The 12365-nt window shown below is 50.4% G+C and carries 8 protein-coding genes; 7 read left to right on the top strand and 1 reads right to left on the bottom strand.

All coding sequences use genetic code 11. The features are described from left to right. Positions 1-24: 24 nt before the first annotated feature. Positions 25-1821: a radical SAM protein gene (locus FIM25_RS09330; RefSeq protein WP_246052116.1), complete on the top strand. Its 1797-nt coding sequence runs from the start codon at positions 25-27 to the stop codon at positions 1819-1821. A gap of 153 nt (positions 1822-1974) precedes the next feature. Further along, positions 1975-3933, top strand: coding sequence for a sensor domain-containing diguanylate cyclase (locus FIM25_RS09325; RefSeq protein WP_139448562.1), 1959 nt, complete (start codon positions 1975-1977; stop codon positions 3931-3933). A 6-nt stretch (positions 3934-3939) separates the two neighbouring features. Here the strand turns inward: FIM25_RS09325 and FIM25_RS09320 are convergent, their stop codons facing one another. Continuing rightward, positions 3940-5322, bottom strand: coding sequence for an NYN domain-containing protein (locus FIM25_RS09320; RefSeq protein ID WP_218961370.1), 1383 nt, complete (start codon positions 5320-5322; stop codon positions 3940-3942). 909 nt (positions 5323-6231) lie between these two features. Between FIM25_RS09320 and FIM25_RS09315 the strand changes: the two genes are divergently transcribed. The 5 genes from FIM25_RS09315 (at position 6232) to nspC (ending at position 12242) form a co-directional block, all read left to right on the top strand. Next, a complete protein-coding gene (locus tag FIM25_RS09315; RefSeq protein ID WP_246052114.1) occupies positions 6232-7023 on the top strand; it encodes a metal ABC transporter ATP-binding protein in 792 nt (263 codons plus the stop codon). Further along, positions 6995-7864: a metal ABC transporter permease gene (locus FIM25_RS09310; protein ID WP_139448558.1), complete on the top strand. Its 870-nt coding sequence runs from the start codon at positions 6995-6997 to the stop codon at positions 7862-7864. Before FIM25_RS09315 ends, FIM25_RS09310 begins: the two co-directional genes overlap by 29 nt. 71 nt (positions 7865-7935) lie before the next feature. Beyond that, positions 7936-9855 carry a biosynthetic arginine decarboxylase gene (gene speA, locus FIM25_RS09305; RefSeq protein ID WP_139448556.1) on the top strand — a complete coding sequence of 640 codons (1920 nt, stop codon included), beginning with the start codon at positions 7936-7938 and terminating at the stop codon, positions 9853-9855. Between the two features lie 39 nt (positions 9856-9894). Next, positions 9895-11073, top strand: a complete 1179-nt coding sequence (locus FIM25_RS09300; protein ID WP_139448553.1) for a saccharopine dehydrogenase family protein — start codon at positions 9895-9897, stop codon at positions 11071-11073. Further along, positions 11073-12242, top strand: coding sequence for a carboxynorspermidine decarboxylase (nspC, locus tag FIM25_RS09295; protein ID WP_139448551.1), 1170 nt, complete (start codon positions 11073-11075; stop codon positions 12240-12242). Before FIM25_RS09300 ends, nspC begins: the two co-directional genes overlap by 1 nt. Positions 12243-12365: the final 123 nt, after the last annotated feature.

The following is a 12365-nucleotide window of genomic DNA, read 5'->3' as shown; positions in this document are numbered from 1 at the left end:
AAATAACAGGAGCTTCTTCATCCGATGAAAGAGAAAAAGCTCCATGAATCCAGGCCTGATACTGCTTTAAAAGGCCCTTCTTTCGGAAAAAACATGGCCAGAAAAAGCACCATATCCTCCCATTCCCCTGTGTCCGAAACCGGTATCATCCGCAAGGACAGCAGGGGACGGGTGCGGGTAGGGCTTGTTTTTCCCAACACCTATGCCGTGGCCATGGCAAATCTTGGTTTTCAGGCTGTCTACGCCCTTTTCAACACCAGAGAGGATGTGGTCTGTGAGCGTTTTCTGCTCCCTGCAACTCCGGGAAATATACAGAGCATGGAATCCGGCTGGTCACTGGATCACTGCGATATTGTGGCATTTTCCCTCTCCTTTGAAAATGACTACCCAAATATTCCTGCCATTCTTCATCAAAGCGGCATCCCTTTTCTCCGGAAAGAAAGAAAGGAACACCATCCCCTCATCATTGCAGGCGGTGTGGCCACCTTCCTGAATCCTGAACCCCTTGCGGACTTTTTTGACCTCTTCCTCATTGGTGAAGCTGAAATTCTTACGGATACATTTTTCAATCTTTTTACAAGCCTACGCCACCTTTCCCGAAAAGAAAGTCTGCTCTCCATGGCAAAGGCGATGGAAGGTATTTACACCCCCGAATTCTACACTTCCCTGCGCAATGAAAATGGAGGGATCTGCGGATACAAAACCGAAGCCGGACTTCCGGAAAAAATAAAGCGGGTCTTTGATCCCAATGCTAAAAATCAGGCTACCTGCAGTGTTATCACCTCTCCGGACAGTGCCTTTGCAGATACATTTCTGATAGAAGTCAGCCGGGGCTGCCCCCACGGATGCCGGTTCTGCTCAGCAGGCTTTGTGTACCGCCCCCCCCGGTTCCGGAATATGGATGTACTGGAAAGGGCCATGGCGGAGGGGAAAGCCAGAAACATGAAAATAGGCCTTATGGGAACCGCAGTATCGGACCTTAAGGAAATTGACCGGATATGCTCAGCTGCAAAGGACGGGAATCTGGTCTTAAGCTTCAGCTCCCTGCGGGCCGATGCCCTTACACCTGCCCTGCTGGACGCTCTGGTGGCAGGAGGCGTTAAAACAGCCACCATTGCCCCTGAAGCTGGCAGCCCCAGAATGAGGCAGGTTATCAATAAAGGACTGGACACTCCTACCATACTGGGGGCTGCAGAAAAACTGGTCTCTGCCGGTATTCCCAATATACGCCTGTATTTTATGGTAGGTCTGCCCGAAGAAGGACCGGAAGACATCACAGCCCTGAAAGATCTTGTACTGGAAATAAAAGCCGTCTTTCTGGAAGCCAGCCGTAAAAAAGGTTACATGGGCAGTATAACCGTAGGTGTATCCCCATTTGTGCCCAAACCCTTTACCCCTTTCCAGTGGGCTGCCATGGAAAGTGAAAATCATCTGAAAAAGATTCTGAAAAGCCTGCGAAAAAGTTTTGCCCCTGTTCCCAATGTCAGGTTCCACGATGAAAATCCAAAAAACAGTATTCTTCAAGCCATTCTGGCCAGGGGTGACAGGGACACATCCCGGCTGATTATTGCCCTGTGGAAGGAAAAGGGTCACCTTGCAAGGGCATGCCGCTCCATTGATTTTGACCCTGGCCCCTGCCTTGAAGCCCGAAGCTTAGGCGACTATCTTCCATGGGAAATCATAGATAACGGCATACGCAGAAGCTTTCTTGAAAAGGAATACATAAGGGCAAAAAAAGCTTTACCCACCCCGCCCTGCCCCATGAAAAACTGTGAAGACTGCGGGATATGCAGAGAAAAAGGCCCTTTTCCTCTTTCCTGAAATCACCTATATTTAAAAAGACAAAATCATAAACAACAGTCATATAAAATTCTGCTTAAAGTATTTTCACAGACGACTTTTACATTCCCTGTCCTGTCGCAGAAGCATGCATGCTGAGCCTTTACCCTTTTTCCATCCTTACAAGGACATACCATGTTTTCTTTTCTCTGCCAGCATAAGAACCTTTACCTTCTTCTCTTTGTTTTTACAGGTATTTTTTTTATGGGCAGTCAGGCAGACAAAAAAAATGAGCTGGCCAGCCTGACCCAGCTCCGCAGTTCTGCCAATGCGCAAATGGATATTCTAATTGATACGGCCATTCTCAACTACATCAAAGGCTTTGAAAATTCGCTTGAAATCATTGCCCTGGATGATGCTTTTCTCAGGTTGGCCAGAGAACCGGCAAACCATGGAGATTTCATAAGAAGACAGTTGAAGGATTTTTTGGGAATGAAACCTTCTGTTTACTATATTTATTTTGCCAGCCCGGACGGCACCCTTTTCTTTGAGCCTGCAGCCCCGCTTCCGGAAGGATACGATGCCAGGAGAAGACCCTGGTTCCGCCATGCCCTGCATCAACCCGGAGAAATCATATGGACCCCGCCCTACATTGAAGTCCCGACAAACAGGCGTGTCATCAGTGTTGTCACCACCATCCATGATCCTGAATCCAATGAAATGATCGGGGTGATGGGCATGGATCTGCTTACCGAAGATCTGGACAGCTTCCTTGCCACAGCACCTGCAGGAAAAGAGGGACTGCTTGCCATTTTCGCCTCAGACGGACAGCTTGTGGCATCCCCCAAGCCCGAAAAGGTAAAGCTTCTCCAGAAAAATCCATTGCACCTTGTTACCATTCTCAATGGTGAAAAAGATATTATAAAAACAGATGAAAATACTCCTGCAATGCTGTTCACTACCCGCAGCCTGGAACAACCTCCCTGGCGAATATTACAGGGAGTACCCCTTTCCGGGCAAAACAAAAAGGGCCTATCCACGCAGAAGACGGCCCTGATGGTCATAGCTGCCATCCTGATATTCTATATTATGATCCAGCTGTTTTCCCATGTAAAAACCCGACGCAGAATCAAAGCCTTTGAAAAAGACATCCAGCTGATACAGATACGGGGCCCCGAACTCCTGCCCCATTCCCGCAGAAAATACCATTCTCCCCTGGAAAAACTTTGCAGAAACCTTGCCATAGACCTATGGAGAAGCGAAGAAAAGAAAATATCTCTCAAAAAACAGATGGAAACCCTCATTGACAAAGCTCCCACCGGTATTTTTGTCTCCACTCCTGAAGGCCGTTTTATCCATGTAAACAAAGGCATGGCCCATATTCTTGAATATGAATCACCGGAAGAAATGGTTCTCCATATCCAGGATATTGCCCAGGAACTCTATCTTGACAGGCAGGATAGAAAAATCCTTAAAAACCGCCTTATGTCAGGCGGGGTAGAAGATTTTCCTACCCGCTTCAGGAGAAAAAACGGCACAGTAGGCCATGCTTCCATAACTGCCTATGCGGAAATGGGACCCGACGGCCATATTCTGACCATACGCGGATTTTTCACAGATATCAGCAGGCAGCGTCAACTGGAAAATCAGCTCCGCCATATGGCCCACACGGATCGCCTTACAGGGCTTCCCAACCGACGGAGCTTCATGGAACTCACCACCCGTGAAGCCGGACGTTTCTGCCGATACGGGACTCCCTTCGCCCTTCTTGTTCTGAATATGGACCATTTCCGGGACATCAACGCCCGCTATGGTCATGGTGCAGGAGATAAAATTCTCTGCTCTCTGGCCACAAAGCTTCTGCACTCTCTGCGCAGCTGCGACACACTTGCCCGCATTGACGGAGACACCTTTGCCATCCATCTGGCAGAGACTGACCTTGAAGAAGGACTGAAGGCAGCCATGCGTATACAAAAACAGATTCATGGGAAAAAAATGGCCGAAATGCCGGACATCTATACAACCTTAAGCATCGGTGTTGCAGTACCCACGGATACCCTGCGCTGTCCGGATCTGCTACTGCAGGCAGCGGAAGCCCGGATGTATCAGGCTAAAAAGAAGGGCGGAGAATGTATCCTCCCCGCCCACCCATGATACTTTTCAGGTATGGAACCATCTCCGTAGAAGAGCCATCTCCGTTTCCGTCAGGGAAAGCTGGGCATTTTCACAAAGGTTCAGGGTATTGGCCAGAAGGCGCTCTGCAAGCGTCCCTGCAGATTCCCGTCCCTCGCCAAAACGATGACCTGTAAAGGCAATCCCCCGCAGGACAAAGTTTACATGCTGCCTGGCCACAGGTACTTCCTTTTCCCTGCACCGGTCCCGGACAGCCTTGGATACCGTGGTCATGTTATAACCCGACTGGTTTATTTCCTGGGCAATGGCGGAAAAAAGAACCCCGTAATGGGTGGGTGAAAGATAGGGCGTATCCGTAAGATCATGAATTTTCCTTGCCAGTGCTGCCATTTCAGGTTCCGCAGCCTCAAAGATCTCATCCCTGATGCCCGTATCTCCTGCAGGGGCCATATGCTTCAGCGGATCATATACGTAGCCCGGAATCACAGGGGAAGTGGCAAGGGTTCCCAGATCCAGCTCCGCAAGAAAGAGCTTGAAACTCCCCTTGCCCTGCCAGTCAAGGCTTACTTCAGGAAAGGCCTGCCGGATACGGTAGGCAAGCTGAGCCATGGTAACGGCTTCCGGTGAAGACCGGACAAAGGTCTGCACCAGACGGGAGCACTGATCCCGCTGTTTCTCCGTACCGACGGAAACACAATTCGGACGGACATGGTGAATATATGCGGTTTTCTCCGGAGAAACAGAAGCAGCACCCTCCATATTCACTGTTCCCGTTATCTCGCTAATAAGGGCTGCGGTGCCGTTCGGTACCTGTGGCTCAGGTCTCCGGATAATACGCGCAGGTTCCGTATACCCCATATTGCCACCGCCAAGGGCTTCCTCGATAAAGACATCCTGATCAATGACAAGGTCGCTGGCTGCCCTGTAGGCAGGGGAAGTGGAACCCACTGCAAGTACCGCCGTTCTCCTGTCCCACTTCCTTAACTTTAAAAGAACGGGCGTAAAATCAGCATCCGCACTCATGATGATGAATTCATCATAATTTACCTTATGATCCAGAAGATCCAGAAGATCCACAACCATGTGTACGTCCGCACTGGTTTTTCCCTGGGTGGTAAGGCTGGGACAATCCACGGTCTCAAAGGCACCACGGATAAAATAAGGCCTGAAATTTCCGAAACTTTTGGGATTAAGATAGCAGCGCCGTACCAGAATATTACGCTTTGCCCCGGCATCAATACCCGCATAGGGCGGCAGGGAGTTTTCAAGCCATGAAATCCAGTCAAGAGGCCGTGTGGCAAAGGTTCTTGCGATATTTGCATCCAGTTCTGAAAGCCGGATGAAAATATTATCAAAATCCACAAATACCGCACTGCGCATGGACCGTGTATTACATTCCAGATATTGCATTTTTCCTCCTTTCCCGCCTTAAATTGCGGGAAAATGTCCAGTACAAAGAATCCTTTGCCGTTTACGGAAGGGATTCCTTTTTATTTTTACGGACAGAAAAAAATCTGTCCCCCTGCATGGCACAAGGGATGAAAAAGCCAACCCTTTATCCACAGCTTAACAGAATACCACTCCTGAATAAAAAAACCCATTGATTATACTGTCCCAAATCCTCCATCAAATTTATCCACACCCCTCCTGTGGTGTTTCGGGAGGCTTTTTTCAGCCCTCAACGGGGGGGTGAGGATTCAAAAATAATTATTTATGAGGAATAATTCTCAAATATGAGACGCAACACTCAGAAAAAATCAATACACAGAATTTTTTGGCGTAGCTATACCTTTTGAGTCAACAATCTAAAAACTATTCTTCTGCCTTGGTACTGAGTCAAGCTGGTCTAAACCTTTAAATGGCATGTATCAAATCCAGATAAATCGGAAGACCTCCCAGTGCTGTTAATCCTACGCCTCTTTTTTCTTCTTCGTACTTGAATGGAAGGATGCCTTGTGTCATAATTTTTAAAATCCCCGTTGGTGATAGTTTTTGTGCGTAACAAATACTCTATCATACTGTTTTTTACAGTAACAACGGGGATTTTTATTTTTTTGATGAAAGATCGGGGGAAACCCGTCACCATCTATGAGGTGACTCAGGAAAAAAACAGCCTTGTCCCGATGATTATCCCATGCAGCAGGGAAGATGTGATACGGTTAACAGAAAAATAGTTGAAAAACAGCCTGCAATGTGTCACATGCAGGACAGGTTTCAGGCCCGCTGTCTTTACCTTCACCACACCCGGCCTGTGCTGGGCTTATTTGAAAACACAGCCCTTCACCAAAGACCGGCAATCTCTCCTGCATGCGAGGCCCCATGAACAAAACCCCTGTCTCTTTTCAGCAGGTCAGTTTCTGCTATGAAAATGGTATCCCTGTCCTGGAAGATATCAGTTTTGACATCCATGCAAGGGAACTGGTTGCCATGGTAGGTCCCAATGGAGGAGGGAAAACCACCCTTTTAAAACTCATGACGGGCATGCTGACACCATCTTCAGGCTGTGTGAGCCTCTTTGGGAAAAATCCCCTGACTGCCCGCTCCAGAATCGGGTATATGCCCCAGTACCTCCACTTTGATCCTGACTTTCCCATCACTGTACGGGAAGTGGTACTCATGGGCCGTCTGGGCCGGGGCGGCCTTCGGGGTTTTCTGGGCTGGCCGGACAAAAAGGATCGCAGCATGGTCATGGAATGCCTTGGCCATGTGGAAATGGATGCCCTTGCGGATCGTCCTTTTTCCGATCTTTCCGGAGGGCAGAAACAAAGGGTTATGATTGCAAGGGCCCTTGCCTGCGAACCGGAACTTCTGCTTCTGGATGAACCCACAGCCAATGTGGATTCCCAGACTGAAAGCCGCTTCATGGCCCTGCTGGAAGATCTTTCAAAGGATATTACGGTGATCATGGTCTCCCATGACATGGGTTTTGTCAGCGCCCTTGTAAAAAGTGTTCTCTGCGTCAACAAAAAAGTGGTTGTGCATCCCACATCGGAACTCACGGGAACGGCCATTCAGGATATTTATAACTGCAGCATGCAGATGGTCCGCCACGACCACCGCTGCACAGAAAAAGGGCATACCCATGTCATCCCTGATCAGCGTTCTCTTTGACCCGGATATCGTTTTTCTGCGTTATGCCTTTGCTGCGGGCATCCTGTCCAGCATCAGCTTCGGCGTGGTTGGATCCTATGTGGTGGCCCGCCGTATAAGCACCATTGCCGGAGCCATTGCCCACTGTGTTCTGGGAGGCATCGGTTTTGCCCTTTTCATGCAGGAAAGAAGTACTTCCCTACTGTGGACTCCCCTTACGGGAGCCCTGATGGCGGCGCTGCTGGCGGCCTTCATCATAGGACTGGTAAGCCTTAAGGCAGGCCAGAGGGAAGATACGGTCATCAACGCCCTATGGGCTGTGGGCATGGCAATAGGCCTTCTTTTCATGGCCAGAACATCGGGGTACATTGATCCCATGAGTTTTCTCTTCGGGAACATCCTCATGATAGGCCCCGCAGACCTTAAATTAATGGGAATCATGGCCGCATTCATCATCCTCATGGTCATGCTTTTCTACAACAAGCTTGTGGCTGTATGCTTTGACGAGGAGTTTCTTGAACTGAGGGGAGTTCCCGCACATTTTTATTATTTCATGCTCCTTGTTCTCACGGCCTTGAGCATTGTTCTTCTGATCCGGGTAGTGGGCATTGTCCTGGTAATTGCCATGCTGACCCTGCCCGCTGCCATTGCAGGTCAGCTTTCCCGCAGCCTTGCGGGTATGATGGGGCTTGCTGTTCTTTTTTCCATGGGTTTTACCACAGGAGGCATTGCCTTAAGCTTTGAAATGGATCTGCCCACAGGTCCTGCCATTGTGGTTCTGGCTGCAGCCAGTTACCTTTTCCTGCTGGTCTACCGTATACTTTATGGTCATTTTAAGAAAACCAACATTCACTCCAAATGAAGCCAGGAGGGCCAGACTTTCAAATATCCGGCCCTTTTACACACAACATTAAAGAAAAAAAGGATCAGGAATTGCTCGAAAAAAACTCTCTTGACCGCTGGTCTCTGGAAAATGCGCTGGATCTTTACGGCGTACGCAACTGGGGTGCCGGTTATTTCGACATTTCCCAGGATGGCGAGGTTATCATCACCCCCATTCCTGACCGTAAGGATCTGAGCATCAGCATCCCCAGACTCATAGAAGGCATCCGGGCCAGAGGCAAGGAAATGCCGGTGCTGCTGCGCATAGAAAACATTCTGGATTCCCAGATCTCATGCCTGCACAATGCCTTTTCCCTTGCCATTGCAAACGCAGGCTATAAAGGAAATTTCAGGGGCGTATACCCCATCAAGGTCAACCAGCAGAAACAGGTGGTGGAAGAGGTGACCAGCTTCGGTGCCCGCTATCACCACGGCCTTGAAGCAGGTTCCAAGGCAGAACTCATTGCCGCCCTTTCCTTTCTTAAAGACCCCGAAGCCTGCATTATCTGCAACGGCTACAAGGACGAGGAATTCGTGGATCTGGCCCTCTGGGCCTGCAAGATGGGTTTTCCCTGCTTCCTTGTCGTAGAAATGCCCGGAGAGCTGGAACTGATACTCGAAAGGGCTGCCATCATTGATGTCAGGCCCCGTGTGGGGATCCGCATCAAGCTTGCTTCCAAGGCGGGAGGCCACTGGACAGAATCCGGAGGAGACCGCAGCATTTTCGGCCTTGATACCACCCAGGTTGTGGCCCTTGTGGACAGACTCAGGGAAGTTGAAATGCTGGACTGCCTCCAGCTCCTTCACTACCACCTTGGCTCCCAGATACCCAACATCCGGGATATCCGTAATGCCGTACTGGAAGCCTGCCGCATCTATGTGGGACTTATCAGTGAAGGTGCACCCATGGGCTATCTGGACCTTGGCGGCGGACTTGCCGTGGACTATGACGGCTCCCACACCAACTTCTCCAACTCCCGCAACTACAGCATTGATGAATACTGTGCGGATATCGTTGAAACCGTCATGGGTGTTATGGATGAGGAAGAACTGCCCCACCCCACCATTATTACGGAGTCCGGCAGGGCAACGGTAGCCTATTATTCCGTGCTTCTTTTCAATATTCTGGATGTCAGTCGTCTGGAGCCCCAGCCCTTTCTCAGTGATATACCCGAAGATGCACCGGATGTGATTGTAAATCTTGTTGATGTTCTTCATTCCCTGACCCTGCGCAATCTTCAGGAATGCTTCAACGATGCCATCTATTACAGGGATGAACTGCGTCAGCGTTTTCAGCATGGTGCCGTCACCCTGCGGGAACGCTCCCTCGGAGAAACTATTTTCTGGCACATCATCCATACCATTGCCCAGGATGTGAAAAAGCTAAAACGCATTCCACCGGAACTCAGCGAGCTGGATGATGCTCTGGCAGACATCTACTATGGCAACCTGAGTGTTTTCCAAAGCCTCCCCGATGCCTGGGCCATTGATCATATTTTTCCCATCATGCCCATACACAGGCTTCTGGAAAAACCCACACGCAATGCCGTGATTGCAGATATCACCTGCGATTGCGACGGCAAGCTGGACAGCTTCATCGATATCCAAGGCGTCAGAAGATCCCTGCCCCTGCACGAGCTACGGCCCGATGAGGAATATTACCTCGGAGCCTTTCTCGTGGGAGCCTATCAGGAAACCCTTGGGGATCTTCACAACCTTTTCGGGGATACCAATGTAGTCAGTGTACGTATCCGGGAAGACGGAACCCTTGATTATGTAAAGGAAATGGAAGGGGACTCCGTGGCTGATGTTCTGAGTTATGTGGAATACAATCCCAAAGCCATGGCCGAACGCTTCCGCCATACGGCGGAAATGGCCATCAAGGCAGGATTCATCAGCGTGGAAGACCGCTACAAGGTCATGAAAGCCTATGAAACGGGCTTACTGGGATACACCTACTATGAACGCTGAGACCTTAAAAACTACCAAAAAAAACAAGGGAGGTAATCAATGTCCAGGGTTTTAATTATCGGTGCCGGCGGTGTCGGTCAGGTGGTGGTCCACAAATGCGCCCAGCTTCCCGACATTTTTTCCGAAATCATGCTTGCAAGCCGCACAAAGGAAAAATGCGACCGCATTGCAGTCCAGCTTAATCGCCCCATACAGACAGCCGCACTGGATGCGGACAAGGTGGCTGACACCGTGGCCCTGATACGTCAGTTTCAGCCGAAAATGGTCATCAACGTGGCCCTGCCCTATCAGGATCTTGCCATCATGGACGCCTGCCTTGAAACCGGCGTGCATTATCTGGATACAGCCAACTACGAACCACCGGATGTGGCAAAATTTGAGTATAAATGGCAGTGGGCCTATCAGGAGCGTTTTAAGGAGAAAGGTCTCATGGCCCTTCTCGGCAGCGGCTTTGACCCCGGTGTCACCAATGTTTTCTGCGCCTATGCCCAGAAGCATCACTTTGACGAAATCCATACCCTTGATATCATTGACTGCAACGCAGGCGACCACGGCAAGCCCTTTGCCACCAATTTCAACCCGGAAATCAATATCAGGGAAATCACCCAGAGGGGCCGGTATTGGGAGCAGGGCGAATGGGTGGAAACCGATCCCCTCTCCTGGTCCATGACCTATGATTTTCCCGAAGGCATCGGCCCCAAAAAATGCTTTCTCCTCTACCATGAGGAGCTGGAGTCTCTGGTGAAAAACCTTAAAGGCCTGAAGCGAGCCCGCTTCTGGATGACCTTTTCCGATGCCTACCTCACCCACCTGAAGGTCCTTGAGAATGTGGGCATGACCCGCATTGATCCCGTGGAAATCAAGGGCCAGAAGATCGCACCCATCGAATTCCTGAAGGCCGTTCTCCCCGATCCCGGAAGCCTCGGCCCCCTTACCAAGGGCCGCACCTGCATCGGCTGCCTCATGAAGGGCGTGAAAGACGGAAAAGAAAAAACCGTCTATATCTATAATATCTGCAGCCACGAAGAGGCCTATGCTGAAGTGGGTTCACAGGCCATCTCCTACACCACAGGCGTTCCGGCCATGATCGGTGCCAAAATGATGCTCACGGGCAAATGGACGGGCAAGGGAGTCTTTAATATGGAAGAACTGGATCCCGACCCCTTCATGGAAGCCCTGAACCTTCACGGACTGCCCTGGAAGGAAGTGATTCTCTAATGCTGACGGACTTCCTTGGAAAAGCCCTGGGCTTTGACCCCCACACCATCTCCACACCCGCCTTTGTGGTGGATGAAAGGCGCATAGAAAAAAACCTTGCCCGCCTGCGGGAGGTAAAGGAGCGGACAGGATGTCACATCCTTCTGGCTTTGAAGGGTTTTTCCATGTTCTCCACCTTTCCCCTGATCCGAAAAAGCCTTGACGGCACCTGCGCCAGCTCCGTGCATGAGGCCATGCTTGGAAAGGAAACCTTTGGCGGCGAGGTACACGCCTTTGCCGCAGCCTTCAGCAAAGAGGACATGGAAAGCTTTCTTTCCATCACAGATCATCTGGTCTTCAACTCCTTTTCCCTGTGGGAGCGTTTTAAACCCATGGTGCTCTCAGCCCCCAGGAAAATCAGCTGCGGAATCCGGGTGAACCCGGAGCGCTCCGTGGGCAGGGTTGCCATCTACGATCCCTGTGCACCCGGCTCCCGGCTGGGAGTCAGGCATAAGGATTTCAGGCCGGATATGCTTGAGGGCATAGAGGGACTGCATTTTCATGCCCTCTGCGAGCAGAACAGCCACGAACTGGAAATCGTGCTGGAAGGCTTTGTTCAGCACTTCGGAGAATTCATCCCCTCCATGAAATGGGTGAACTTCGGCGGTGGCCACCATATTTCAAGGCAGGATTATGATCTGGAAAAGCTCTGCCGCCTGATCACGGACTTCAGAAAACGCTTCAACAATATCCCCGTGTATCTGGAACCGGGAGAAGCCATTGCCCTGGACACGGGCTTTCTTGTGGCCGAGGTGCTGGACATCGCAGGCTCAGGCCCGGATACCCACGCCATCCTGGACAGCTCCGCCACCTGCCACATGCCCGATGTGCTGGAAATGCCCTACAGGCCGCAGATCATCGGAGCCGGGGAAGAGGGGGAAAAGGCCCATGCCTATCAGCTGGGCGGACTCTCCTGCCTTGCCGGGGACAATATCGGCCGCTACAGTTTTGACGCCCCCCTTGCCGTGGGAGACCGGCTGGTCTTCACGGACATGGCCCACTACTCCATGGTGAAAACCAATACCTTCAACGGCATTCCCCTGCCTTCCATCTACCGCATTGACATGGAAGGGAAAATGCATCTGGAACGAAAATTCGGGTATCAGGACTTTAAAACAAGACTGGGCTGAGTATAAGAAAGTCGTATTTATTCAATATCTTTTTCATTTGCAAGGCCTAATGACGGAAAGGCAGCTGTATAGGCACCCAAACTGTAGTAATCCACTATAATTACAAAGCATGCATTTCAGAAT

It is taken from the genome of Desulfobotulus mexicanus, assembly GCF_006175995.1.
In the GTDB taxonomy this organism is placed as follows: domain Bacteria; phylum Desulfobacterota; class Desulfobacteria; order Desulfobacterales; family ASO4-4; genus Desulfobotulus; species Desulfobotulus mexicanus.
Note: the sequence above shows the minus strand (reverse complement) of the source record. Positions and strands in the feature narration are given on the sequence as shown.

Excerpts from the sequence above, each read along its gene's own strand:
- FIM25_RS09320 (WP_218961370.1), bottom strand. The coding sequence starts at position 5,322 with ATGCAATATCTGGAATGTAATACACGGTCCATGCGCAGTGCGGTATTT.
- FIM25_RS09310 (WP_139448558.1), top strand. The coding sequence starts at position 6,995 with ATGTCATCCCTGATCAGCGTTCTCTTTGACCCGGATATCGTTTTTCTG.
- nspC (WP_139448551.1), top strand. The coding sequence starts at position 11,073 with ATGCTGACGGACTTCCTTGGAAAAGCCCTGGGCTTTGACCCCCACACC.
- FIM25_RS09325 (WP_139448562.1), top strand. The coding sequence starts at position 1,975 with ATGTTTTCTTTTCTCTGCCAGCATAAGAACCTTTACCTTCTTCTCTTT.
- FIM25_RS09300 (WP_139448553.1), top strand. The coding sequence starts at position 9,895 with ATGTCCAGGGTTTTAATTATCGGTGCCGGCGGTGTCGGTCAGGTGGTG.
- FIM25_RS09315 (WP_246052114.1), top strand. The coding sequence starts at position 6,232 with ATGAACAAAACCCCTGTCTCTTTTCAGCAGGTCAGTTTCTGCTATGAA.
- FIM25_RS09330 (WP_246052116.1), top strand. The coding sequence starts at position 25 with ATGAAAGAGAAAAAGCTCCATGAATCCAGGCCTGATACTGCTTTAAAA.